The organism is Reyranella sp. CPCC 100927 (genome assembly GCF_007859315.1).
Taxonomy (GTDB): domain Bacteria; phylum Pseudomonadota; class Alphaproteobacteria; order Reyranellales; family Reyranellaceae; genus Vineibacter.
The window spans coordinates 16934-42779 of the sequence record NZ_VOHA01000020.1 but is presented as its reverse complement, the minus strand read 5'-3'; the positions used below and the strand labels follow the sequence as shown (position 1 = coordinate 42779).

Genomic DNA, 25846 nt, shown 5'->3' with positions numbered 1-25846 from the left:
GGTTTCCGTGAGAGTATGATCGCAGTGACTTCAAACCCGGACGAGGCCTGCGCGAAGCATCGTGGCCATGCAAATTGGCCCTGTGAACGCTTCCGGGCTGGTCCGTTGCCGGTCGGCGCGCAGCGATCACCTGGCACCAGGCGGTCGCCGGCATGACGCACGTTCGCTTCGCCTTCCGCCTGTTGCGCTGGATTGGCGCCACCGTGATCGGCGCCGCGGTGATCGCCGTGCTGCTGCTCTGGCGCCTGTCGATGGGGCCGCTCGAGCTGCCGTTCGCGCGCGAATATGCCAGCCGATCGTTCGAGACGTCGGAAGGACGCATGGCGCTGGAGGCGCGCCGGGTATCGCTGGTCTGGGGCGGCTGGCAGGAACCCGTGCAGCTGGTGCTGGGCGACATTGCGGCGACCGACGCCAACGGTGTGCGGGTGGCGAGCGTGCCGGCGGTGGTGATCAATCTCAATCTCCGGGCCCTGGCCGGCGGCGTCCTGCAGCCGACGGAGATCGATATCGACAATGTGCGACTCGACGTTGTGATCAGCCGGGAAGGATTGATCGAAACGTTCCTGCCGCAGGATGAAGAAGCCTCCTCATCCCGCATGCTGCCGGTCCTGCTGGAGCAGCTTTTGCGCGAACCGGATCCGGACCATCCTCTCGGTCAACTGAACCAGGTGCGCATCGGCTCGGCGCGTCTGCGCATCGACGACAAGACCACCGGGTTCGTGTGGGATGCCCCGGCGGCGCGCGGCGTGATGGTGCGCGACCAGGCCGGTGTGCGCATGCAGGGCGCGCTGACGGTGCAGGCGGGGGGCCACAAGGCCGAGTTCCAGCTGTCGGCGCTGTACGGCCGCTCCCGCGAACAGCTCGATATCACCTTGCGTGGTCAGAATCTGCGGCTGTCTGCGTTCGCCACGGCGGCGCCCCAACTGGCGCCGCTGGCGGAGCTCGACCTGCCGATGGAAGGCGTGATCCACGTCACGGCATCCGGCCAGGGCGAAATCCGCAACATCAAGCTCGATCTCTTTGGCGGCGCCGGCCGCGTCGGCATCCCCGGCGTGCTCAGTCCGGCACGCGACGTCGACAAGGTGGCCATGCGCCTGTCCTTCGCGCCGGCCGAGAACCAGGTGCGGGTCGAGGAATTCAGCGTCGGCTTCCATGGCCCAACGGCAACCCTCACCGGTCTGCTGAATCTGAAGGATCGTGCCTTCCAGTTCGAAGGCAAGGCGGCTTTGAAAGACGTGCCGGTGCGGCGGCTGCCGGAATTCTGGCTCGAGCCGTTGGCCAAGGGCGGGCGCGCCTGGACCCTGGCCAATATCAGCGAGGGGACGATCAACGCCATCACGCTCGATTTCGCCGTGTTCGGCAATCTCGATCATCCGGACGATCTGAAGGTCGAGCGATCGCTGGCCGAGATGCGCTACGAGGGTCTCACCGTCCGCTATCTCGATCCGATGCCGCCGTTGCGCGGCGTGTCGGGCACCATGACGTTCGACGGCAAGCTGATGCGTTTCGAGGTCGCCTCGGGCGCCGCCGATGCCATCAAGCTTGTCGGTGCCCGTATCGATGTTCTCGGTCTGGAAGGGGCCGAAAATCACAGCGCGGACATCGAAGTACGGACCCGCGCCGGCGTACCCGACACGATGGCGTTCCTGGCGCACCCCAAGATCGGTCTCGCCAAGGATCTGCTGTTCAATCCCAAGCGCACGGCGGGTGAGGTGTCAACCACGCTGCGCCTCAAGCTGCCGCTGGTGAAAACGGTGCTCATGAGCGAGATCGACTATTCGGCCACCGCCGATATCGAGCGCTTCACGCTGCAGAATGCTGTTTTCGGCATGACGCTGAGCGATGCGACAGCGCGCCTGGAAGTCAATCCGCGCGAAATGAAGGTGACCGGCAGGGGCAAGGTCGAGGGGCAGGTCCTGGACGTCCAGTGGCGTGAACTGTTCGGATCGAAGGTCGCCTTCCGGCGCCGATACGAGGTCAAGGGACCGATCTCGCAGGCCGTGTTGTCCAAGGCCGGCATCGGGACAATGTCGTCCTACATCGCGGGCACCGTGATGCTGGCGCCACTGGTCTACCAGGTGCCGGCGGCGGGCCCCAGTGAACTCACCGTCAAAGCCGACCTCAAGCAGGCCCGCCTCGCCATCCCCGAGATCAAGTGGGAGAAGGCCATTGGTGCTGACGGCCAGGCTACGGTCAGTGCCCGCTTCAGCGGCAGCCCGGTGCCGGCGGCCACCGACTTCGACGTGCGCGCGGCTGATCTGTCCGTCGCCGGCCGTGTCGAGCTGCGCGCGCCCGACAGCCAGTTCGCGCGGGCGACACTCAGCCGTGTCGTGCTGGGCCGCACCAACATCAGCGGCGAACTGCGGCGTACCGACACCGGCTACGCGGTCGACGTCAAGGGGCCGGCACTCGACATCGCGCGCTTCCTCGAAGAGGAAAAGCAAGCGCCGCGCATCGATCCCAACGCGCCGGCCCGGCCGCTGAGCGGGCCGATCGTGGCCGTGACACTCGATGTCGGCCAGGTTCTGCTGAAGCAGGGCGCATTGCCGGCCGTGAAGGGCACAGTGACTCGTCGGGGCGAGCGCACGTTGGCGGCCGACCTGCAGCTCACTGCCGGCACAGCCGGACCGACGCGCGTGACGCTCAAGGCGCAGGGCAATGGCCGGCAACTGGAAGTCAGATCACCGGATGCCGGCGGACTGCTGCGCGCTGCCGGGTGGCTCGACGGTCTGGTGGGCGGTGATCTCGATGTCGTCGGCCAGATCGACGATTCGAAAGCGGATCCACCCATGGCCATCAAGGTGGAGATGAAGAAGTTCCGGATGGCCCAGACGCCCGCCGTCGCCGGTCGGGATGTCGCGACTCTCGACGGCGTCGTCGAACAGCTCAACAAGGCCGGTAATGCCGGCCAGGTGTTCGACAAGCTGGAAGCCCGCGTCGACAAGGCGGGGGACAAGCTGATCATTCGCAACGCACAGACCAGCGGCAACTCGGTCGGCATCACGGCGCAGGGCACATACCTGCTCGACCGCGAGGAGATCTGCCTGGCGGGTGCGGTGACCCCGGCCTATGTGCTCAACGCCTTCCTGTCCAACATTCCGATCATCGGCTGGATCCTGACCGGCGGCGAGGGCCGGGGCGTGTTCGCGATCAACTATACCGTGCGCGGACCCATCGATCAGCCCAAGGGCGAGGTCAATGCCGCGACGGCGATCACCCCGGGCTTCCTGCGGCGCATGATGGAAGGCAGCTGCGGAGTCTCCGGTGCCGCCAACCAGGCCGGCAACCCCGAACCCATTCGTTCGCTGGAAGAGCGCCAGCAAGACCGGATCGGTCAGTGACTCCGGGGCGCATCACTGCGCCAGGATCGAGCCGTCGCAGCGTACCCCGTTCACCACCACATCGGCCTGGCCGAGCTTCACGCCCAGCAGCGTCAGCACCGACTGGAGAACCGAATCGATCGGCGTCAGCGCCGCCGCCAACACGCCGTTGAGCGACGAGAGGATGGCGGGCACACCCAGCCCCAGGCCCAGAACCGACACCGAGAGATCGAGATTGCCCAGCAGGCTGCCGATCAGGGAGCCGGCGATGTTGGTGCTGGAGACCGTCTTCATCGTCAGCGCCTGGATCTCGTCATAGGTGAAATTCACCGTTTGCGGGGTGGGCGAGCCGGAGCGGACGTGGCCCGAACCCGTAATGTTGATGGATCCCAGCAGCAGGTTCACATTCACCAGCGTGGCCCGGCTGACGGTCGGCCGGATCTGGAAGTTCGTCAGGGCCGCCGGGTTGACGGTTCCCAGCCAGGCCTCGGCGACGCTGGGCTGAACCGCGAGCGCGACGCTGGTGTCGGCGGTAGAGTTACCGCAGGCGACGTTGCTGAGTCGTGCCTCGGCCGAAGCGACCTCCAGGTAGAGCGGGATGGAAACCGACGTGATGGACAACAGGCCGGTGCCGCCGACCTGAACGTCGAGGTACACCCGGGTCTGTGCCGTGCGCACGACGGCATCGTTGCCACCCAGGGTAAGCCATGGCGAGGTCACCATGCGCTCGCCGACCACGACCGTGACAACCGTTCGTGCCAGGCCGGGTATCGTGGCGCCGAGGTCGAGTTGGATCTGCCGCTGACCGTTGGCCACCAAGGCCGTCATGTTCGCGAGATCGAGCGCGCCAAGCTTGGCGATGACGCCGGCACCGGGACCTTCGGCGACAGGCTGGTTGCCGTAGGGGCCGTAGCCGATCAGCTGGCCCAGCGTGACGGACGACGTCGTGTTGGCGGCCGCGTCGGCCAGGCGCGTGAGGGCATCGATCAGCTGCTGACCAGGGCCGAGATCGCCGTTGCGCGCCAGTACGGTGAGCGCCGTGTAGACATCGCTCGCCCGCACCACGGTGGCGGCCAACTCGTTGTACGTGCCGGCTTGCAGGTTCAGCTGCGTGGCAAGCGCCCGCGAGAACTTGAAGACGTCGACCTTGGTACCTGCCAGCGCATTATAGTCCATCACCGACAGCGACACGGTTGTCCCCAACGCGCGCGACAGCAGGGCGTTGGCGATGCCGCCGTTGACCGCCGCCAGCCGCGTGCCGATCGAGAACTGCGCCATTTGCGAGTTGACGGCTACCGCCGTGGTGCGCACCTCCGTCGAGTTGCGGCCGAGGATCGCGCTGCCGAAATAGAGCGGTGCACGCGTGGTCATGGTAACCCGTGCGGCATTGGCGGGCGTGGCGCCCGCCGTGAAGCGGCTGGCGACCGGAATGGCGATGTTGGCCGTGTAGGTTCCGGTCTCCACGGTCAGCGCGGCCGGGGTGGGATAGCGGTTGCGAGTCAGCGTATCGACCGCCCGCGGCCGGGCATTGCTCAGCGCCTGGGCGCTGGCCATGGCGGCCAGGTCGACGGCCGCCTGCGCGCGGCGCTTCTCGAAATAGAGACTCCCCAGGTCGACGGCGCAGGCGAGGCAGCCGATCACGACCGTCATGAACGCGGCGGTCATGATCATCACATTGCCTTGCGTGTCATCACGCAGGCGATGGAGGTGGGCGGACAGCAGCCCATACAGGTTCATTTGTATTCCCCTTGTTGATTGATTGACGACGCCGCTCGCGGCGTCACAGTCCCCCACGGCGAACGGTTGATGTTCGTTGAATCGTCGACGACGGCAGCGGCACGATGCCCTGCATCGACCAGATGCCGAGATGCCGCGCGTCGTAGGTCACCCGGATGTCGTACAGGCTGGGGTCGCCGGCCGCGGGCACCACGTTCAAGGTCAGGCGATCCCGCCGCAGCAGCGGATAGGAACCGATGGCCGCATTGACCGTATTGGCGGCGATCTGCTGGCGTTCGGCGGGGGTGATCCCGGCCACGGAGGCGCGGGCAGCCTCGGCGGTCACCTGTTGCACGCTGTGGATCACGGCGAAATACAGGCCGTACGACAGGATGCCGAACAACACCAGGAGCAGGATCGGCGCGACAAGCGCGAACTCGATCATGCTGGCGCCATCCTGCGCGCGGCGGAACGACGTGACGGCGGACAACCAGCGCCGACGTTTCGCCTGGGCGAGTTTATGAGCTGCCGGAAGCCCACAAATCCGGGCCGGCAGTCCTCCACTGCGAATCATTTTTTAGTCTATTGGACGGATGGTTAATTATTTTATGAGACAGCGTCCAAATCTAACAGGCGAGTGCCAAAACCCCAAGAATCGAAGAGTTCAAACTGGACACTGGCGGTTGAGTTGCCGCAGGGGTGCTGCACGTTTGGCACCGGAGGGCGATCCAGCACACCATCCGTGACCCCGCGCGATTTGTGCTATAGGGCCGGTCCTTTCGCGGAAAATGACATGCTGGACAAGACTTACGACCCCAAGGACATCGAGGCCCGACGCTACGCCGAGTGGGAGCAGTCGGGTGCTTTCGAATGCAACCCGGACTCGGGCAAGCCGCCATACTGCATTGTCATTCCGCCACCCAACGTTACCGGCAGCCTGCATCTGGGGCACGCGCTGGATAATACATTGCAGGATGTGCTGATCCGTTGGCGCCGCATGAAGGGCGACGACGTGTTGTGGCAGCCCGGCACCGATCATGCCGGTATCGCCACCCAGATGGTGGTGGCCCGGCAATTGGCCGAGAAGGGCATTGGGCTGGCGTTGGGGCAGGCTGCGAAGGAGGGCAACCAGCAGCTTCTGGACCGCGAGGCGTTCCTGGCCCGCGTCTGGGAGTGGAAGGCCGAGTCAGGCGGCACCATCACGCGCCAGCTGCGGCGGCTGGGCGCCTCGTGCGACTGGCGGCGCGAGCGGTTCACCATGGACGAGGGCCTCTCGCAAGCCGTGCTGAAAGTGTTCGTCGACCTCTACAAGCAAGGCCTGATCTACAAGGACAAGCGGCTGGTCAACTGGGATCCCAAGATGCTGACCGCGATCTCGGATCTCGAGGTCGAGTCGCAGGAGGTCAAGGGCAGCCTCTGGTACATCCGCTATCCGATCGAGGGCGACGAGGGCCGCTTCATCGTCGTGGCCACGACACGGCCGGAGACCATGCTGGGCGATACCGCGATCGCGGTGCATCCCGAGGATCCGACATGGAAGCACCTGATCGGCCGCCATGCCATCCTGCCGGTGGCTGGCCGCAGAATTCCGATCGTGGCGGATGAATACTCCGATCCGGAGAAGGGCTCCGGCGCCGTGAAGATCACGCCGGCGCACGATTTCAACGACTTCGAGGTCGGTCGCCGCCATGCGCTGCGGGCGATCAATGTGCTCGATCGGTCGGCACAGCTGGCGCTCGCCGGCAATGCCGACTTTCTCGAAGGCCTGCCGGCGGACGCGGCCGAGGCGGTGGTCGCGAAGTACGATGGCCTGGATCGCTTCGCGGCACGCAAGAAGCTGGTGGCCGAGCTCGAGGGGCTCGAGCTGATCGAGAAGATCGAGCCGCATACGCACAGCGTGCCGTATGGTGATCGCGGCGGCGTTCCCATTGAGCCGTTCCTGACCGAACAGTGGTACGTGAACGCCAAGGAACTGGCCAAGGCGCCGATCGAGGCTGCGCGCACGGGCGACGTCGCCTTCGTGCCGTCGCATGGCAAGGATGAATTCTTCCGCTGGATGGAGAACATCCAGCCCTGGTGCGTGTCACGCCAGCTGTGGTGGGGTCACCAGATCCCGGCCTGGTACGACGAGCAGGGCAACGTCTTCGTCGAGCTGAACGAGGCCGATGCCCAGGCCGCTGCTCGCGCCAAGCATGGCCGCGATGTGACGCTGACGCGCGATCCCGATGTGCTCGACACCTGGTTCAGCTCGGCGCTGTGGCCGTTCTCGACTTTGGGTTGGCCCGAGCAGACCAAGGAGGTGGCACGCTACTACCCGACAAGCGTGCTGGTGACAGGCTGGGACATCCTGTTCTTCTGGGTCGCCCGCATGATGATGATGGGCATGCACTTCATGAAGGAGGTGCCTTTCCGCACGGTCTACCTGCATGGGCTGATTGTGGACGAGAAGGGCCAGAAGATGTCGAAGTCGAAGGGCAACATCATTGACCCGCTCGATCTCATCGACAAATACGGCGCCGATGCCCTGCGCTTCACGCTGGCGACCATTGCCGTGCAGGGCAGGCCGGGTCAGCCCATGAAAATGGCGCCGGCGCGTGTCGAAGGTTATCGCAACTTCGCGACCAAGCTGTGGAACGCCACCCGCTTCAGCCAGATGAACGGCGTGGCGATTCCGACCGGTTTCGAGCCCACGTCGGCGACGCTGACGGTGAACAAGTGGGTTCTGGGGGAACTGGCGCATTGCGCGGCCACGGTCGACAAGGCGATCGCGGAGTTCCGTTTCAACGACGCGGCCAACGCACTCTACGCATTCGTGTGGGGCACGGTGTGCGACTGGTATGTCGAGTTCACCAAGCCGATCTTCCTGGGTGGCGATGAGGCCGCGATCCGGGAAACGCGTGCCGTCACTGGCGTCGTCCTGCGCGAGACGGTGAAGCTGCTGCACCCGATCATGCCCTTCATCACCGAGGAGATCTGGGACAAGCTCGGTCACCGCGCCGAACAGGGCGCGTTGATCGGACAGGCGTGGCCGGACCGGTTGCCGTCACCGGACCAGGCGGCGGGCGACGAGATGGAGTGGTTGGTGAAGCTCATCACCGACGTCCGCTCGGCGCGCGCCGAGGTGAATGTGCCGGCCGGCGCCAAGCTGAAGCTGATTGTGCGCGATGCCAGCGCCGCGACCCGCGCGCGACTGGCGACGCACCGCAACGCGATCGAGCGGCTGGCCCGCGTCGATGGTGTCGAGATCGATGGCTCTGTGCCGTCGGGCGTTCTGCAACTGGTGGTCGGCGAGGCGACTTACGCGCTGCCGGTGGCCGACGTCATCGATCTCAAGGCCGAACGGCTGCGGCTCGAGAAGGAGATACGCAAGCTCGAGGGCGAGGTCACCAAGATCGATGCCAAGCTGGGCAATGCTCAGTTCCTTGCCAAGGCACCGGAAGAGGTCGTCGAAGAGCAGCGCGAGCGCCGCGCGGAGGCGCTGTCCACCATCGCGCGTCTCAAGCAGGCATTGACGCACCTGACCGCCTAGTATCCGGACAGCTGTCATCCCGAGCGCAGCGAGGGATCTTCTGCAAGTGATGCACGGGTGCGCCTGCATCGAAAGATCCCTCGCTGCGGTGCCGTTCGCCTCGAGTCCGTTTCGAGGCGAACCAGGACGGCCGCTGCGCGCATCCAATTGTTCGCCTTTGGCCACCGCTAACCTGTAGCGATGCCGCAAGCGCCGCCTACGATGCCTGCAACACAGGCGCATGGCGGACACCCCAGTGTTTAATTCCGGCGGTGCCGCGTTCGGGAGGGGACTCATGGCATCGACGGTTTCGCGGGAATGTGACGTGGCCGTTGTCGGGGCGGGACTGTCCGGTCTCACCGCGGCACGGCGGCTTGCTGGCCGCGGCAAGAAGGTCATCGTTCTGGAGGCACGCAATCGCGTGGGTGGGCGCACCGAGAGTGTGCGGCTGGGCAACGGCGCGGTGGGCGACCTGGGGGCCGCCTTCCTGGGCGGTCCGCACCACAAGCTGATGGCGCTGGTTGCCGAACTCGGTCTTGCCATGGACAAGCACCCGGGGCTGGGCGATTCCATGGCCTGGATCGGCGGCAAGGCGGTGCGCTACGCGAGCTACGATGCAAACCTCGATGACGAGGCCGAGGCGGATATCGCTCAGGGACTCGAGCGCCTCGATGCCATCGGCAAGTCGATGGACCTGACGGCACCGTGGCAACATCCCGACGCCGAGACGCTCGACCGGATCAACTTCGCGGAATGGATCGAGCGTACGCTGCACACCGAGGGCGGCAGGCGGGTCTTCAACAAGATGGTGACGGCGATCCTGGGTGTGGCTTCCAGCGAGATGTCGGCGCTGCACGTAGCCTGGTTCTACGGCACGACCGACAGCTTCGCGACCGCGATCACGAACCGCGACGGTGGCTGGGACTATTCGCTGCGCGATGGCGCTCAGGAAATGTCCAATGCCATGGCTCGGGCGCTGGGCGATCGGGTGATCCTGGGCAAACCTGTTCATCGGATCGAACATGACGGCGCCGTCGTGCGGATTTTCGCCGACGATGTGCTGGTGCGCGCCAAACGGGTGATCGTGGCATTGCCCCTTCATCTGACGGGGCGCATTCGCTATGTGCCGCCAATGCCGGCGGCCCGGGATGCGATCGTTCAACGGGCAGCCCTGCCGACGTTGAGCCGGGCCCTTGTCCGCTACGAAACTCCGTTCTGGCGTCAGGAAGGCCTGAGCGGCACGGCGCTGACCGATCATCTGGCGCCGCTGCTGGTCGTCGACAATTCGCCGGCGGACGGGACGTGCGGCGTGTTGGCGGCCTACAGCGACGGCGCGGCCGGTCGCCAGGCCTGGAAACTGACGCCCAAGGCGCGGGAAAAGCAGACCATCGACATCCTGGTACGTGCCTTTGGCCCGGCTGCGGCCCGCTACCTGGAGTACGTCGAACGAAACTGGAGCGATGAAGAATTCACGCGTGGCGGCGCCACGCCCATGTTCGGGCCCGGTGTCTGGACGTCGTTCGGCCCTGCGTTCGCGGCGCCGGTCGGCCATATCTTCTGGGCCGGCGCCGATACGGCCACGTGCTGGAACAGTTTCCTCGAAGGCGCGGTGCAGGCCGCCGACCGCGCCGTCGATGAAGTGCTGGCGTCTCTCGCGTAGAACCGTCTGCTTGCAATCGTCAATCCGCGGTCACGACATGATGGTCGGCGTCGAAATAGCGGCTGGGCGGCGTACCCAGCGCGCGCTTGAACATGGCGGCGAACGCCGACGGTGAATCGTAGCCGAGGTCGAGCGCGATGCGCGTGATCGGCTGACCCTCGGCCAGACGTGCCATGGCAGCCAGCAGGCGTGCCTGCTGGCGCCAGTCGGCGAAATTCAGCCCGGTCTCCTTGTGGAAGAGCCGGGCCAGCGTGCGGGCACTGGCGCCGGCCTCGCGCGCCCAGTCGTCCAGTGTCCGGGCATCGCCGGGCTCGGCCTGCAGGCGCTGGCATAGGCCCAGCAGCCGGGCATCGGTCGGCATGGGCAGGTCGAGTGCCAGCGAGGGCAGGGCAGCGATTTCGTCGAGGATGAGGGCCATGACATGGCCGGCGGCACCGCGCTCGTCGTAGAGCAGGGGCAGCGCGCAGGCGCGCAGGATCAACTCGCGCAGCAGCGGTGAGACGGCAATGACGCGGATCGCCGCCGGCAGCCGCCCGAGTTCGGCGTCGGCGCGCACGTAGAGCGTGCGCATGGAGACGGGACCCGCCATGCGGATCTCGTGCACGGTGCCGGCCGGCATCCACAACGCCCGCTGCGGCGGCACGACCCAGGCGCCTTGTGCCGTCGAGATGGTCATGACGCCACGGGCAGCGAAAATCAGCTGTGCCCGTTCGTGCCTGTGCGGCGTGATGTGGTTGCCGTCAGCGAACTCCTTGGCCATCGCGGCGACCGGCCGCGGCACTTGTTGGTAGTCCAGGGGGTTGGTGGATCGGTTGGCGCCATCCCGGCGCGCTCCGCCAGGACGGAGGACCGGCTGTTCTTCTGCTGTCGCGCGCTGCGTCATGCGGTCAGGCCTGATTTGTCCGATTCGCGACAATCATTGTCATTTTGCAGAATGCCCGACAAGCCGGTGCGGTCTACAGTCCGTTGCGAACGAGTTGCGGCAATCCTCAGGTCGCGACCGGAGGAGGGTATGAAGAACACCAGTCCCACTGCGCTGTTGCTCAATCTCGGCCACGCCATGGACCATTGGGTCCTGGTGATCTTCCTCTACACGGTGAGCGTGCTCGCCGGCGTCTGGGGCACCGACTGGCGCGAGCTGACGCCCTATGCCTTCGGCGCGTCGTTCATGTTCGGCGCCGGCTCGCTCGTGTCGGGCAAACTGGGCGACCAGTGGGGCCGGCGCAGCATGATGATCATCTTCTTCGCCGGTCTGGGCGTATCCAGCCTGCTGATCGCGCTGTGCCAGGACAAATGGCAGATCGGCGTGGCGCTGACGCTGATGGGTGCCTTCGCCTCGATCTACCATCCCGTCGGCATCCCGATGCTGGTTCAGAAGGCGGAGAAGCCCGGCTTCACGATCGGGGTCAATGGCCTGGTCGGGAACCTCGGTGTCGCGCTGGGTGCCAGCGTATCGGTGTGGCTCGCGACACGCTTCGGCTGGCAGACGGCCTATATCGTACCCGGCATCATCTGCCTGCTGGCGGCAGTTGCGTTCGCCGTCGTGGTGCCGCGTGAGGAAGAGGCGCCGGCGCGACGCAAGCAGAAGCTGCTGGATCTGCCGCCGTCGGTGATGGCGCGCGTGTTCCTGATCATGACCATCACCGCCGTCACCGGCAGCATCGTGTTCAACTTCACCACCAACGGCAACGGCGAGTTCCTCAAGGCCGGCGTCAAGGAGCTGGCGGACAACCCGCTGGCGCTCAGCATCGCGCTGCTGGTCGTCTTCGCGGTCGCGTCGCTGGCGCAGCTCGTGGTGGGCGCCCTGATCGATCGCTATCCGCTGAAATGGATCTACCTGCCGATCGTGCTCTGCCAGATCCCGCTGTTCCTGTTGGCGGCCTATGCCACCGGCTGGGCACTGCTGGCGACCGTCGTCGCCTTCATGGTGTTCGTCTTCGGCGCCATCCCGTTCACCGACGCCATGATCGTGCGTTACATCGACGACCGGCTGCGCTCGCGCGTCACCGGCGTGCGTTTGGCGATCGGCTTCGGCATCAGTTCGATCGTCGTCGCCCTGATCGGCCCATCGGTGAAAGCGGCCGGCTTTCCCACATTGCTGATGATGCTGGCCGGCGTCGCCGCGGTGGCGCTGGTGGCGTTGTCATTCCTGCCTGACGAGCGGGCTGTCACGCAGGCCCTGGCGCCCAAGCCGGCGGAGTAGGGCGCGGTCATGAACGTCATCGCCGATCCCGCACTGCAGGCCCTGCTCAGCGATCTGCAGGCGCAGAGCGCCGCGCAGGAGGCGGAAACCACCCGGTACTTCGCCGAGCGGGCGAAGAAGGGTGACCTTTCCTGGGACGGGCTGGACGAGGGCGCCAACCGCTTCATGGCCGACAAGATGGTCGCGCTCGAGCCCGCCAAGGCAGAGTTCTGCTGGCTCCTGTGTCGCGCACTGCGGGCCCGGCGGGTGGTGGAGGTGGGAACCTCCTTCGGCGTTTCGACTCTCTATCTGGCCGATGCCGTCAGGGCGAACGGTGGCGGTACCGTCATCGGCACAGAGTACGAGCCCGCCAAGGCGGCGGCAGCACGCGCCCATTTCGATGCTGCCGGACTGTCGCCGTTCATCGACCTGCGCGAGGGTGATCTGCGCCAAACCCTGAAGGTCATCGATGGGCCGGTGGACTTCGTCCTCATGGACATCTGGACCGAGATGGCACGCCCCGCCGTGGAACTCGTTGCGCCGCACCTGCGCCCGGGAGCCACGATCGTCACCGACAACACCGCCCAGTTCCGCCACGCCTATCGCCACTTCTTCGAGTTCGTGGAGGACCCGAAGAACGGTTTCACGACGCAAACCCTGCCGTTTCAGGGCGGGCTGGAAGTCACGGTGAAGATCTAGACGGGAATCAGCCGTCGACCAGCGCGTCGACCTCGTCGGCGTCGCTGCGGAACGCGAACGACGCGGCCGCCGGATCGGGCGCCGAAATCCGCCAGAACTTGTACCAGTACTCGGCGTGGTTGTTGTTGCCGACCGGTACCGCCATCGGCAGCAGCAGCAGCGCGGCCCGTGCCAGATAAAGCGCGAACTGGTCGTTACGCTCCAGCAGGCCGGCCAGGATGTGTCCGTCCGGAAAAGCGGCGCCGCGTCCACCAGGCGCCCACTCGGGCAGCGACAGGGCGCAGCGGACAAGACCCGGCCATCCCAAGCCGGCAAGGTCACCCAACCGGTGCACGGTGCGATCGGCGGAGGCCCGCGTCAGGCGGATCAGCGTGTCCTTGGCGCGATGAGCCTCGAACGGTATCAGGCCGCGGCCTGGGCCGGTGCCGTCATCGACCTGTCCGCCGCCCTGACGACGAAAGCGCAACTTGCTGCCGTTCCATGCCATGTGCAGCAGCAGGCGGGCCATGTTTTCGCGGGCCGCCAGCGGCCGGTCGCCGTGCAGATCCCCAACGCAGGCGCGCGCCATGGACAGGAAACGCCGGGCGCGTTGTGCGTCAGGGGCGTTCGTGTCCACGTTGCCCGTCGGCGCCAGCGGCGGCGGCAGCGTCGTCAGCGACGGCATGGGCCGGGCTAGAAACTCGGCCAGCGATACACTGCGGATAGCGACGCGGGCATTGAGGGAATCGACCAGGGCGCCCCATGAAACCTGCGGCGCCCATCCAGGTGCGGCGCTCGCCACAGGACGTCGCGTGGCACGTTTGGCCTTGGCCTTGGGCTTGGCCGCTGTCGCCGGGCGTCGTGTCGCCGGTTTTGGTGCTGGCCGTGTTGCCTTCTTGGCTGCGCGTTGCTGCTTGGTCGGCGGTGCCTTCGCGCGGGCAGCCTTGCTGCCGCTGCGCGCCGCTTTCTTCACGGCAGTTTTCCTGATCTTCTTCGTGGTCATGCCGACCCCCCAACCTTCCCCTGGCCGGTCTCGGGCGCGCAAAGTGCCGCAAAGTCCGGTGCTGAGTCTAGCATGGTGCATGCCGCTGGTGAGCAACTGCTTGGGGAGCTTGCATGACTGTTCAAGGTGAAACCACCAGCATCGCATCGGCGCTCATCGCCATCGACTGGGGGACCAGTGCGCTGCGGGGATGGTTGCTGTCGCATGACGGACAGGTGCTCGATCGGCGCGCCAGCGCGCACGGCATCATGGCGGTACCCGGCGGCGACTTTGACACGGTCTACCGTGCATTTACGGCCGATTGGCGGACAACACGGCCAAATTTGCCGGCTTTGGCCGCCGGCATGATCGGCAGCCGTCAAGGGTGGGTCGAGGCACCTTACGTAGCGTGCCCGGCCGATTTCGCCGATCTGGCGGGTCGTTGTGTCCTGGCCGGGGCGCGCGACGCATCCCTCAGCATCGTGCCGGGCCTGTCATGGCAGGCGCCTGACGCCATGACCGATGTCATGCGCGGCGAAGAGACGCAGCTCCTCGGTGCGCTGGCCGACGGCGAGCGGGATGGCCTGTTCATTCTGCCCGGCACCCACAGCAAGTGGGCGCGGGTCGAGGCTGGTCGTGTCGTCGCCTTCGCGACCTATATGACCGGTGAATTGTTCGCCGTTCTGCGGGCCCATTCGATCCTGGGACGCATGATGGCAGCCGATGGCGCCATGACGCACGATGCTGCGGCGTTTGCTCATGGCGCACGCGATGGTCTGAGCGGCGGCGGCGAATTGCTGCGCCGACTGTTCGGGGTACGCACGCAAGGACTGTTCGGCGCGTTGACGTCGGATGCGGCCCCCAGCTTCCTGTCCGGATTGCTGATCGGCGCCGAAGTGGCGGCAGCGCGAGCGGCCGGCAAGATCGGGCATGACGCCTCGAGGGTCGTCCTGATCGGCGAAACGACGCTCTGCCAGCGCTATGCCGATGTCCTGCACCGGGCAGGTGTCGATGCCCGCCAAGCCGACAGCGATGTCACGCCGCGCGGGCTGTGGCGCCTGGCGCGGGCGGCGGGCATGATCGGATGATGTCGAAGCAGGGACGGGTTCGCGTGTCGCACACCTCGATTGATCTTCGCGCCGCGCTCGGCGCCTGTCCGCTGATCGCGATCCTGCGCGGCCTGACGCCGGCGGACGCACCGGCCATCGGCGCGGCGCTGATCGGCCAGGGTTTCACCGTGCTTGAGGTGCCGCTGAACTCGCCGCAGCCGATCGACAGCATCCGGTTGCTGGCGGCGGCACATCCGACCGCCGTGGTCGGCGCCGGCACGGTGATGACCAGCGGCGATGTCGATGCCGTTGCGGCAGCCGGCGGTCGGCTGATCGTGATGCCGCATGCTGATCCGGCGATCGTGCGCCACGCCAAGGCGCGTGGCCTGGCCTGCGTGCCGGGCGTGGCGACACCCACGGAAGGTTTCATGGCGCTGGCGGCCGGCGCCGACGGGCTGAAGCTGTTTCCGGGCGAGATGGTGAGCCCGGCCGTGCTGAAGGCGCTGCGCGCCGTCTTCCCCCGCGACGTGCTGATGATCCCCGTCGGCGGCGTCAGCGAAAGGACGATGCCGGACTATTGGGCAGCCGGCGCCGACGGCTTCGGCATCGGCTCGGCGCTCTACAAGCCGGACGCGACGGCGGCAGACGTTACCGAGCGCGCCCGTCTTCTGGTTGAGTCCGCCGGCGCCTTGCGTCGGTGATTTCCTGAAACCCTAGCGCGACGATGGTGCGTCCTCGCTGATGTCGTCGCGGTAGGTTTCCGGTCCCATCCACACCGCGACGGCCGTGATCAGCGACAGCACGATCATGTAAAGCGACACCGCCCAGGTCTGGCCGCCGGCCAGCAGAACGAAGTAGGCGGCGAGGAAGGGCGCCGGACCGCCGGCGATGATCGATCCCAGCTCGCGGGCGAAGGCGAAACCGCTGAAGCGCCGGGTCGGTCCGAACAACTCGGCGAAGTACGCTGCCTGCGGCCCGAACATCGCCGCCGTGCCGACGGCGCGCGCCAGGATGAAGGCGATGGCGATGAAGAAGGCCTCCTTGGTGCCCACCAGCCAGAAGAAGGGGAAGGCCAGCGCCGCCGAGAACAGGGCGCCGAAGATGTAGACCGGCCGTCGTCCGATGCGATCCGACAGCATCGAGAAGCCGAGCAGGGCGACAAGCTCGATGCCGAAGGCCACCATCAGTGCCGTCAGCGCCGTCGAGCGCGGCACGCCGAGATTGTTCACGACGTAGTTCAGGCCGAAGACGGGGATCAGGTAACCCAGGCCGTTTTCGGCGATGCGGGCGCCGACCAGGACGAAGAAGTTGCGGGGCTGGCGGCGCAGCGCCTGCCAGACCGGTGCTTTTTCCGGTTGGCGCTTGGCCACCGCCTTGGTGAAGACCGGTGTCTCCATGACGTTGGCGCGGATGTAGAGGCCGACCAGGATCAGCACGATGCTGACCAGGAAGGGGATGCGCCAGCCCCAGCTGAGCAGCTGGTCGCGCGGCAGTTCCGACACGATGTAGAAGACGCCGGCCGCCAGCAGGTTGCCGACGCTGACGCCGATCGGTGCCCAGCTGCCCCAGAAGCCGCGCTTGCCGTGCGGCGCGCTCTCGACCAGCAGGATCACGGCGCCGCCGTATTCGGCGCCGGCGCCGAAGCCCTGGATCAGCCGCAGCAGGATCAGCAGGATCGGCGCCCAGATGCCGATCTGGTCATAGGTCGGCAGGAAGCCGATCAGCATCGTGCCGAAGCCGACCAGCAACAGGGTGATCACCAGCATCGGCTTGCGGCCGATCTTGTCGCCGAAATGGCCGAACACCAGGCCGCCCAGCGGGCGGGCGAAGAAGCCGACGCCGAAGGTCGCGAATGCCAGCAGCGTGCCCACCGTCGGGTCGCTCTTGGGGAAGAACAGCTCGCCGAAGACCAGGGCGGCGGCCATGCCGTAGATGAAGAAGTCGTACCACTCCAGCGCCGAGCCGATCGCCGACGCCAGGATCACGCGGGTTCGGTTCTGCGCCTCGGGGTTGGCGATGGCGCCCGCCGTTGCTATGGCCATGCGTTTCCTCCTGATCGTTTTTTCCTCCCCAGCTTTGCTGGGGAGGGGCCCTCGAAGGCTGAAGGGGAGGGCGTTCAATTCACCGCGTCGGCGGTGGCGAAGAACCGCTGCCGGCTGCCGGTCTGGTTCTCGTAGATCGATCCCTGATGTGCGGCGGGTGGCAGCGGCATGCGTACCGGCACCGGTGTCACCCGAGGCGTGATCGTCGGTTGTCCGGCGATCATCCGGCCGTCGAACTCGGCGAGGCTCGAGACACCGACCAGCGGCCAGGCATCGGCGGCCGCCACCTCATAGAGCAGCAGCTGGCGCCGCCGGTTGGACGTGTTGAGCGCCGAGCCGTGCAGCAGGCGCACATGATGGAACGACATCGAACCGGCGCGCCCGGTGAGCGGCACGGCGCGGCTGGCCTCCTGTCCGACCTCGTCGGGCGCGATCGCGCCGCAGAAGACGCCATCGGCGTGATGATCGTAGATCGGTCCCGTATGCGAGCCGGGTACCACCAGCAGCGGACCGTTGCTGAGCTCCATGTCGTCCAGCATGACGCCGATCGCCAGGATGTCGTCGTTGGTATGGGGGTAGAAGGCCCAGTCCTGATGCCACTCGACGGGCGAACCGTAGTGCGGCGCCTTCATGTTGAGCTTGGAGCCGTGCAGGCGCAGGTCGGGACCGATCAGCTTTGACAGGATCGCCAGCACGTTGGGGTGGCGCGCCAGGGCGGCAAACCGCGGGTCGATCTTGTGCGGTGTCTTGATGCGTCGCACCCGCGGCTGCGCCCGGCTGTGCGAGGGCTCCAGGTCGTAAACGTCGTCATGCGTATCGATGGTGGCGGCGTGCGCGATCAGGCCGTCGATCACCGCCTGCAGCTGTGCGATCTCGTCGGCATCCAGCACGTCCGGAACGACGATGTAGCCTTCCCGGCGATAGATTTCGACGTCGCGTTCGGAGATCATCGGAGGCCTCCCGAATGAAAGCGCTTCCATATTCATGTGGAAGCGCTTTCATTGTCAAGCGGCGCAACAGCCCCTGTCTGTCCGTCGCCGGTCGTGCTTGAGTGGCGCCATGAAACCGAAAACCCGAACGCGAGCTGCTGCACCTGGCCGTCCACGCATGGAAGACGTTGCCCGGCTGGCCGGCGTGTCCCTTGTGACCGTGAGCCGCGTGCTCAACACGCCCGATGCGGTGACACCGGCGACGCGGCAGGCGGTGATGGCGGCGGTCCGCCGCATTGGATACGTGCCCAACCTGACCGCCGGGGCGCTGGCCGGCAGCCGCAGCCGGATCATCGCCGCGATCGTGCCCACCATCGCCAACTCGATCTTTGCCGACACGATCCAAGGCTTGTCGGACCGCCTGGAAGGAGCGGGATACACGATCCTGCTGGGGCAGACCGGCTACGACGCGCAACGTGAAAAAGCCCTGGTGACCGCAATGCTGGGCCGCCGGCCCGATGCGCTGATGCTGGTCGGCGCGCCGTTGTCAGCGGCAACGGGGCGCATGCTGACGGCGGCCGGGATTCCCATCGTGCAGACCTGGGAGATGATGCGACGTCCGATCGATCATGTTGTCGGTTTTTCCAATGCTGCCGCCGGGCGTGTGGTGGCCGAGCATTTTGTCGCCCGGGGCTATCGCCGGATCCGGTTCGTGGGTGGCGCCGATGCGCGATCGAAGGCTCGGCGGGAGGGATTCGAAGCCACGTTGGCCGCCGCCGGCGTGGCGCCGCCGCCGGCCATCACGGTTCCCAGTCCCGGCATGGTCGCGCACGGCCGCGACGCCGTGAGCCGGATCCTCGATGACGGCCAGCCGGTTGACGCGGTCTTCCTGTCGACCGACGTGCTGGCCATCGGCGCTTTGCTGGAATGTCAGCGCCGCGGCGTTACCGTGCCGCAGCGTCTGGCGATCGCCGGCTTCGGTGATCAGGACCTGGCGCGCGAAATGGTGCCGCCGCTGACCACCGTGCGCATCAGTGGCCTGGAGATCGGCAGCCGCGCCGCCGACCTGCTGCTGGCGGCAGTTGCCGGCAAGCCCAGCGGCGCCCAGCGCATCGACCTTGGCGTGCAGCTGATTGCGCGCGCCACGACGTGAACCGATGAGGAAGGGGCTGATGGAACTCTCTCTGCAGACCGTGGCGCGGCGGGCGGGCTACGACGCAGGCGGCCACTGTTGTGCACCATGGAGAAGGCGCAAAATAATGATCACTTTGCCTTCGATACGATAGACGATGACAAAGGGCGTGCTGCTTACGACGAGCTGGCTGGTGTGATTGCGGGCGGCAACCGACAGCCACTCGACTCTCATTTTGTTTTCCGGCGAGTACGCTTTTCGAATGCAGCGCGCTGACTGCGCCATTGTCTCCGAATCTCTTCATGGGAGATGCGTTCGACCGTCGGGTCTTTCGCCTCATCCAGCGACCGCGTGACCTCGGCGCGAAACCATGCATCGTGTTCGCGAGCGTTTTGCTGACGCTCGACGAATTCACGCATGAACTCGCGAACAAGCTGAGAAGCGGGTCGATCGGTCGCAGCCGCTTCTGCCATGAATTGGTCGCGCAGATCCGCTTCCAGTTTGAGTGTGAACACAGCTTCTTTTGGCACGGGGCGGCCTCAAGGTACTAACGATGACTATCCAATATCAGTACCTGATTGAGCAACATGATGCCATGTGATGACCCGACCAGCCCGCGTCGCAACGGGGCGAGGATCAGGGCCGCTCGCCGCGGGCCAGCCGACCTTCGATCAGGTCGAGAATGGGGGGCAGGTCGGCGACGCTGTCGATGACATAGTGAGCGCCGGCCAGGATCAGCTCGCGCGTTGCGTGGCTGCGTCGCGTCGCGCGCTCCGGCGCCGGCAACGCATCCAGTTCCTCGCGCGAAAGACCCAGAGCATTGCCCGACATCGCAAGGCCCACCGTCCAGGTGCCCGCTGCGAGACCTTCGGCGATACCCGGTGTCGTGTCGTCAACCTTGACGACCGCTGATGCCGGCCACACGCCGAGATCGACAAAGCACTTGTACATCATCAGGGGCGTGGGGCGACCATGGGGTAGGTCGCCGGCGCAAACCAGGTTGTCAGGTGCATAGCCCTGCGCCGCCGCCACCGGCAGCAGCGGCTCCATGATGTCGCGCGTATAGCCGGTGGTCGATCCGATCTTGAGCCCGCGCTGGCGTGCGTCCGCGACCGTCTCGAGCACGCCGGGAATCAGGTCGGCGTAGTTGGTGACGACCTTGGCGTTCAACGGCACGAAGACCTCGTATATCCGATCGACGTCGGCATCGGTCGGCAGCGCACCGTGCGCCTGGCGCCAGCGTTCGGCGATATCGGGCTGCACCGTCAGTGCCTTGATGTGATCCCATTTGGGTAGTCCCATGGGCCCACGCGCCTCGGCGATCGTGAGTTGCACGCCGAACCGGGTGAACACCTCGACGAAGGCGCCCATCGGCGCCCGCGACCCGTGATCGACGACCGTACCCGCCCAGTCGAAGACGACCGCTTTCAGGTGCATGGAACGCTCCGTTACTGGTTCTGCGAGTCGAAAAGCTCGCCGATGACCTCGTCGCCGATCGCGAAGCCCGTCGAGGCACCGGTGCCGCTGGTGACCATCACGATGCGCACGTCGTCGCTGGGGCGATCGACGAACATCAGCTTGTCGTCGGCCGAGGCATAGGAACCCACCCAGCGCTCGCGCACGCGTCTGCCGGGCAGGTCGAAGACGGCGTCGAATTCTTCCAGGATGACGTCGTCGACCAGCGCCGGCGCGAAAGGCGCGACCGTCTCGCCGTAGTGGTGGCTGTCGCCGACCACCAGGCTGCCGTCGGCAGACTGCACCACGATCAGATGCACGCCGTGCTCCAGTGCCGCCGCCTGTTCGGCCGCCAGCCGCTGTTTCAGCGCGGCCGCCTGGGGCAGCTCGGCAAAGCCCAGGTAGCGGCCCATGCTGAGATCCGACATCACCGGCGTGGCCAGGCGGGGAATGGGTTGCGCCGGCTCGAGCCGCAGCATGTGCAACTGGCAGGTGCGCACGCCCTGGGCGGCGATACGGTCGGCGTACAGGGTCTGGAAATCCGTCCCCGGGCAGACGATGACGACATCGGCGTCGATCCACCCGCGCGTCGTATCGATGTGCGGCGGCGCGATGTCCCTGACCAGGGTTGACCGCAGGAAGGTGACATCAAGTGCCTCGGCCAGCCACCGCGCCAGCGCCGGGATTGCCGTGCGGCTTTCGACCCGCAGATCATGCGGCGACCACAACGCGGCCTGCAGGGCATCCCGCCGCAATGCCGGCACATGCTCGGCGGCTTGCGCCGGCGTGATCAACCGGCAGTCACGTCCCATCTCGGTCTGCTGGAAGGCAGCCAGCACGTCATAGGCTTCCGGCCGGCGGGCGACGATGCAGGCACCGCGCTGCTCGATCGCGATGCCGGCCTGTGGCGCCACCTCGGCCCAGATTTCACTCGAGCGTTTGGCACGGCGCCAGCAATCGCCGGCCTGCTGGCCGGTGACGGTGATGAAGCCGAAATTGCGGATCGAGGCGCCGTTGGCCTGCGCGTCGCGGTCGATCACGACGACGCGCTTGCCGCGCCGCGCGGCGGCCAGCGCATGGGCCAGGCCGACGATGCCGGCGCCGACAACGGCGACGTCGAATGTACCGAGGGAAAGGGCGGTCGTGGTCATCGCAAGCGCCAGGCCTGCGAACGGGCCAGCAGGCGCCGTGTCGCGGCGGTGTAGAGAACGCGCACGACGACCGCGGTGAAGAACAGCGTCATGGCCATGGCTGCCGCGGGGGCCACATCACCGGCATCGTCCATGTTCAGCACCGCGATCGACGCCAGGGTGGTCTGCGGCGCGTAGAGGAAGACCACGGCCGAGACCGTGGTCAGAGCGTTGACGAACAGGTACATGGCGATGTCGAGCACTGCCGGCAGGCAGACCGGCAGCGTGACCCGGAAGAAGGTGCGGTAGAAGGGCACGCGCAGGGACGCCGACACCGTCTCGAACTCCTGATCGATCTGCTTGAGCGCGGTGACCGCCGTCAGGTGCGCCACCGAATAGAAGTGCGCCACCGTGCACATGACCAGAATGACCATCGTGCCGTAGACGAGGTTCAGCGGATTACCCGGCGCATTGAAGAAGAAAATGTAACCCAGCCCCAGCACCAGGCCGGGCACCGCCAGCGGCAGCAAGGCGAGGAACTGGTAGATTGCCCGTCCGGGCCGGTATCCGCGGGTTTTCTCGACCAGGTAGGCGCCGAGGAATACGACGGCGGTGCCGAAGACCGCCGCCAGCGCCGCCATCTGAAGCGAATTGAAGAAGCTCTCCCAGCCGCCGCCGTCGACATCGTCGAAGTTGTAGTTCTTGAGTGACGGCGTGAGGTTGTAGGGCCACAGGGTCGCGATCGAGGCGAAGAAGGCGACGCCGATGATGACCAGGATGGCGACGGCAATCAGCCCGCAGGCCGCGAAGAGGGCCGTGTCGATCGCGCGATTCGGTTTGGGCTGATAGGGTACGGCGCGCGCCGACAGCAGTGCCGACTGACGGCGTTGCAGCACCTGGTCGATGACGAAGGCAAGCACCGCCGGCAACAGCAGGATCAGGCCGACCACGGCACCCATCTGGAAGTTCTGCTGGCCGATCACCTGCTTGTAGATATCGGTGGCCAGCACGTCGTATTGACCGCCGATCACCTTGGGCACGCCGAAATCGGTGATGATCAGCGTGAACACCACGAACGTCGCACTGATGAGGCCATAGCGCGCACCGGGTACGGTGACCGTCCAGAACGTGCGCCATGCCCCAGCCTTGAGCGCGTCGGCGGCTTCGTAAAGCCGGGCGTCGGCCGTCGCCAGCGCCGTCGTGACGATGATCAGCGCGTGCGGGAAGGCCCAGAACACCTCCCCCATCACGATCCCGATCGGTCCGTAGATCGAGTGGCCGAACAGGATGTCCTTGGCAAAGCCCTGATTGCCGAACAGGTAAACCAGGCTGATGGCCGGCAGCAAGGACGGGGCGAGCAGGGGAATCTGCGCCACGATCTTGAAGGCGCCGCGCCAGGGCATACAGGTGCGCGTGACACCGTAGGCATAGAGAAAGGCCAGGAACACGCAGAGCAGCGTGCTCACGAAGGCGATCCATACGCTGTTGAGGATCGACTGGGTGAGCTGAGGATTGGCGAAATACTGGACGAAGTTCGCCAGCCCGACGAAGCGGCCGTCAGGCGACTCGAAGCTCTTGGCCAGTAGACTCCATAACGGCAGCAGCACCGTGAGCAGCAGCCACGCTGCCAACAGCGTCAGCACCACGCGCATGATGACGTCGTCGCGGCTCATGCGCTGGCGCACGGGCCGCGCCGGCGCGGCTTCGACGGCCACGGCGGTCATGACGGCGCGCGGCGATAGGTCATTGCGCGGCTGCACCGGGGGTCGCGAAGACCCGCAGCCGGTCGGCCGGCAGCAGGGCCTTGATCGTGCCGCCCGGCTTGACGCCCAGATCGCGCACGTCGTTCATCGACAGGTCGGCGGCAACATTGAGGTTGGTGCCGTTGATATGCAGCGTCGTGGCGAAATGGTTGCCGACGAACTCCATGACGCCGACATCAGCGTCGAAGACGTTGGTGTTCGCGCCGTTGATGTTGCGGACCACGATATCTTCCGGGCGCACGCAGACGGTGACTTGCGTTTCGGCGGCGTAGGTCATTTCGCCGGCGAACGTGAGATCGACGCCCTTGCAGTTGGCCTGGTTGGGCGCCACCAGCCGGCCGTCGAGGAAATTCATGCGACCGACGAAATCGGCGACGAAAGGCGAGGCGGGGCGGCTGTACACCTCGTCGGGCGTGCCGACCTGTTCGATGCGGCCGCGGCTCATCACCACGATACGGTCGGACATGGTGAGCGCCTCTTCCTGGTCGTGCGTCACCATGATGGTGGTGATGCCCAGGCGCTGCTGCAGATCGCGGATCTCGCCGCGCAGGCGTGCCCGCACGCGGGCATCCAGTGCCGACAGGGGTTCGTCGAGCAGCAGCAGGCCGGGTGACAGCGCCAGCGCGCGGGCCAGAGCGATGCGTTGCTGCTGGCCACCCGACAGCTGCGCCGGAAATTTCATGGCCTGGTCCGACAGGCCGACAAGCGCCAGCAGTTCGGTCACCCGGGTGGAAATCTCCGATCGGCTGCGACCGGCCGACACCAGCCCATAGGCCACGTTGTCCTTGATCCGCAGGTTGGGAAACAATGCATAGGACTGGAAGACGATGCCGAAATCGCGCTGGTTGACCGGCAGCGTCGAGATGTCCTTGCCGCCCTGGCTGATCGTGCCCTCCGACTGAACGTCCAATCCTGAGATCGCACGCAGCAGCGTGGTCTTGCCGCAGCCCGACGGGCCGAGGAACGACACGAACTCGCCGGGATAGATATCGAGATCGATCGCCTGCAGCGCGGTGAATTTGTCGAAGCGCTTGGTGACACCGCGGATCTTCAGATAGGGCTCGGGCGATGACGATGCGGCAGATGGAGTCTGCGTCTGCATGGTGCCTCCGCGTGCGATCACTGCTTTTCGGTCTTGCCGCCGTAGCGCCGTGACCATTCGTTGAGGATGCGTTCGCGGTTGGTTGCCGCCCAGGTGAAATCGTTCTTCACCAGCATCTTCTCGACGTCGCCCTTGATGTGCTCGAGCCTGGCCTGGATCCCGGGCACGGCCACGATGGCGAAATTCTGGGCATAGAGCTGGTTGGCCTCGGGCGTGACCGACCAGTCGAGCAGCTTCTTGGCCGCGTCGGCCTTTTTCGTTGTCGCCATGATCGCCGCGGCTTCCATGTCCCAGCCCAGGCCTTCGCTCGGCAGCACGACGTCGATCGGTGCGCCGTCCTTCTTGGTGCGGTTGGCGCGGTACTCGAAGGACAGCCCGACGGTGTATTCGCCAGCCGCGGCCTGCCGGCACGGCTTGGAGCCGGAATGGGTATAGGCGGCGATGTTCTGGTGCAGGGCGTCCATGAAGGCCCAGCCCTTGTCCTCGCCCATCAGCTGCAGCCAGCCCGACACCATGAGGTAGCCGGTGCCCGACGATGCCGGGTTCGGCATGGCGATCTGGCCGCGATAGTCGGCCTTGGCGAGGTCCGCCCATGACGTCGGCGCCGCCAGCTTCTTCTTGCCGGCTTCGATGGTGTTGAAGCACAGCGCCGACGCCCAGACGTCCATGCCCACCCATTTCGGCGGCTGCGCCGCATCGCGCATGGCGGGCTTGATCTTGTCGAGGCCGCCGGGCGCGTACGCCATCAGCATGCCTTCCTTGTCCAGCAGCATGATCGAGGTCGCGGCTAGGCCGAAGATCACGTCCGCCTGCGGATTGCTCTTTTCGGCCAGCAGCTTGGCCGTGACCACGCCGGTCGAATCACGGACCCAGCGAATCTTGACGCCGGCGTTGGCCTTCTCGAACGCGGCCTGGTACGCCTTGGTCTGGTCGGCTTCCAGCGCCGTATAGACCGTCAGCTCCTGCGCCCGGGCGATGGTGGACAGCCCGCAAAGCGCCAAGGCCGCTGCGGTGCACAGGTTGCGTATCGACATGATCTCTCCGTCTCGTTTGCGGCTGCGCTTCAGCCAGCCAACGCCGGGACCGGTCTCGAACAACGATGGTCAGCTGCTGCCGCGCAACGCATCACGCGCCATGCGATTCCCCGGGGCGCCCACGTGCGAAGCGGTACTCCAACGCAGGCGCAACCTAGGGCGCG

General features: G+C 66.2%; 21 protein-coding genes. 8 read left to right on the top strand and 13 right to left on the bottom strand.

What is annotated here, in order from left to right; all coding sequences use genetic code 11:
* Positions 1-152: 152 nt before the first annotated feature.
* Positions 153-3341: an AsmA-like C-terminal domain-containing protein gene (locus tag FQU96_RS32975; protein WP_146545648.1), complete on the top strand. Its 3189-nt coding sequence runs from the start codon at positions 153-155 to the stop codon at positions 3339-3341.
* Between the two features lie 12 nt (positions 3342-3353).
* On the opposite strand, the gene FQU96_RS32970 is transcribed toward FQU96_RS32975, so the two are convergent.
* Both FQU96_RS32970 and FQU96_RS32965 read right to left on the bottom strand, forming a co-directional pair.
* Entirely contained in the window at positions 3354-5057 is a 1704-nt protein-coding gene (locus FQU96_RS32970; protein WP_146545647.1) for a pilus assembly protein TadG-related protein, read from the bottom strand.
* A gap of 43 nt (positions 5058-5100) precedes the next feature.
* Positions 5101-5481 (bottom strand): TadE/TadG family type IV pilus assembly protein, encoded by a 381-nt coding sequence (locus FQU96_RS32965; RefSeq protein ID WP_255468685.1) that lies wholly within the window; start codon positions 5479-5481, stop codon positions 5101-5103.
* Positions 5482-5829: 348 nt separating this feature from the next.
* Between FQU96_RS32965 and FQU96_RS32960 the strand changes: the two genes are divergently transcribed.
* Both FQU96_RS32960 and FQU96_RS32955 read left to right on the top strand, forming a co-directional pair.
* Positions 5830-8565 carry a valine--tRNA ligase gene (locus FQU96_RS32960; RefSeq protein ID WP_146545646.1) on the top strand — a complete coding sequence of 912 codons (2736 nt, stop codon included), beginning with the start codon at positions 5830-5832 and terminating at the stop codon, positions 8563-8565.
* A 274-nt stretch (positions 8566-8839) separates the two neighbouring features.
* Positions 8840-10204, top strand: coding sequence for an FAD-dependent oxidoreductase (locus FQU96_RS32955; protein WP_178130850.1), 1365 nt, complete (start codon positions 8840-8842; stop codon positions 10202-10204).
* Between the two features lie 19 nt (positions 10205-10223).
* Here FQU96_RS32955 and FQU96_RS32950 read toward each other — a convergent pair whose 3' ends face one another.
* On the bottom strand, positions 10224-10964 hold the full coding sequence (locus FQU96_RS32950) for a helix-turn-helix transcriptional regulator (RefSeq protein WP_255468684.1): 741 nt from the start codon (positions 10962-10964) through the stop codon (positions 10224-10226).
* Positions 10965-11216: 252 nt separating this feature from the next.
* On the opposite strand from FQU96_RS32950, the gene FQU96_RS32945 reads away from it, so the two are divergent.
* Positions 11217-12407: an MFS transporter gene (locus FQU96_RS32945; protein ID WP_146545643.1), complete on the top strand. Its 1191-nt coding sequence runs from the start codon at positions 11217-11219 to the stop codon at positions 12405-12407.
* A gap of 9 nt (positions 12408-12416) precedes the next feature.
* On the top strand, positions 12417-13085 hold the full coding sequence (locus FQU96_RS32940) for an O-methyltransferase (RefSeq protein WP_146545642.1): 669 nt from the start codon (positions 12417-12419) through the stop codon (positions 13083-13085).
* A 7-nt stretch (positions 13086-13092) separates the two neighbouring features.
* Here FQU96_RS32940 and FQU96_RS32935 read toward each other — a convergent pair whose 3' ends face one another.
* A complete protein-coding gene (locus FQU96_RS32935) occupies positions 13093-14067 on the bottom strand; it encodes a hypothetical protein (RefSeq protein WP_146545641.1) in 975 nt (324 codons plus the stop codon).
* Positions 14068-14180: 113 nt separating this feature from the next.
* On the opposite strand from FQU96_RS32935, the gene FQU96_RS32930 reads away from it, so the two are divergent.
* The gene (locus FQU96_RS32930; protein WP_146545640.1) at positions 14181-15134 is read left to right on the top strand and encodes a 2-dehydro-3-deoxygalactonokinase; all 954 of its coding nucleotides are present in this window, start codon (positions 14181-14183) and stop codon (positions 15132-15134) included.
* Positions 15134-15796, top strand: a complete 663-nt coding sequence (locus FQU96_RS32925; RefSeq protein ID WP_146545639.1) for a 2-dehydro-3-deoxy-6-phosphogalactonate aldolase — start codon at positions 15134-15136, stop codon at positions 15794-15796. Before FQU96_RS32930 ends, FQU96_RS32925 begins: the two co-directional genes overlap by 1 nt.
* Positions 15797-15808: 12 nt before the next feature.
* Here the strand turns inward: FQU96_RS32925 and FQU96_RS32920 are convergent, their stop codons facing one another.
* The gene (locus FQU96_RS32920) at positions 15809-17137 is read right to left on the bottom strand and encodes an MFS transporter (RefSeq protein ID WP_146545638.1); all 1329 of its coding nucleotides are present in this window, start codon (positions 17135-17137) and stop codon (positions 15809-15811) included.
* 74 nt (positions 17138-17211) lie between these two features.
* Entirely contained in the window at positions 17212-18087 is an 876-nt protein-coding gene (locus FQU96_RS32915) for a phytanoyl-CoA dioxygenase family protein (protein ID WP_146545637.1), read from the bottom strand.
* Between the two features lie 157 nt (positions 18088-18244).
* On the opposite strand from FQU96_RS32915, the gene FQU96_RS32910 reads away from it, so the two are divergent.
* Complete coding sequence (locus tag FQU96_RS32910; RefSeq protein WP_178130848.1) at positions 18245-19219, top strand: LacI family DNA-binding transcriptional regulator; 975 nt, start codon at positions 18245-18247, stop codon at positions 19217-19219.
* A 57-nt stretch (positions 19220-19276) separates the two neighbouring features.
* Here the strand turns inward: FQU96_RS32910 and FQU96_RS32905 are convergent, their stop codons facing one another.
* The 7 genes from FQU96_RS32905 to FQU96_RS32875 form a co-directional block, all read right to left on the bottom strand.
* Positions 19277-19432 carry a type II toxin-antitoxin system RelE/ParE family toxin gene (locus FQU96_RS32905; protein WP_255468683.1) on the bottom strand — a complete coding sequence of 52 codons (156 nt, stop codon included), beginning with the start codon at positions 19430-19432 and terminating at the stop codon, positions 19277-19279.
* Entirely contained in the window at positions 19429-19728 is a 300-nt protein-coding gene (locus FQU96_RS32900) for a CopG family ribbon-helix-helix protein (RefSeq protein ID WP_146545634.1), read from the bottom strand. The genes FQU96_RS32905 and FQU96_RS32900 overlap by 4 nt, the downstream gene beginning before the upstream one ends.
* Before the next feature lie 106 nt (positions 19729-19834).
* A complete protein-coding gene (phnX, locus tag FQU96_RS32895) occupies positions 19835-20635 on the bottom strand; it encodes a phosphonoacetaldehyde hydrolase (RefSeq protein WP_146545633.1) in 801 nt (266 codons plus the stop codon).
* Between the two features lie 11 nt (positions 20636-20646).
* The gene (locus tag FQU96_RS32890) at positions 20647-21804 is read right to left on the bottom strand and encodes a TIGR03364 family FAD-dependent oxidoreductase (protein WP_146545632.1); all 1158 of its coding nucleotides are present in this window, start codon (positions 21802-21804) and stop codon (positions 20647-20649) included.
* On the bottom strand, positions 21801-23507 hold the full coding sequence (locus FQU96_RS32885) for a putative 2-aminoethylphosphonate ABC transporter permease subunit (RefSeq protein WP_146545631.1): 1707 nt from the start codon (positions 23505-23507) through the stop codon (positions 21801-21803). The genes FQU96_RS32890 and FQU96_RS32885 overlap by 4 nt, the downstream gene beginning before the upstream one ends.
* Before the next feature lie 19 nt (positions 23508-23526).
* Positions 23527-24648, bottom strand: a complete 1122-nt coding sequence (locus FQU96_RS32880; protein ID WP_146545630.1) for a putative 2-aminoethylphosphonate ABC transporter ATP-binding protein — start codon at positions 24646-24648, stop codon at positions 23527-23529.
* A 17-nt stretch (positions 24649-24665) separates the two neighbouring features.
* Complete coding sequence (locus FQU96_RS32875) at positions 24666-25682, bottom strand: putative 2-aminoethylphosphonate ABC transporter substrate-binding protein (RefSeq protein ID WP_146545629.1); 1017 nt, start codon at positions 25680-25682, stop codon at positions 24666-24668.
* Positions 25683-25846: the final 164 nt, after the last annotated feature.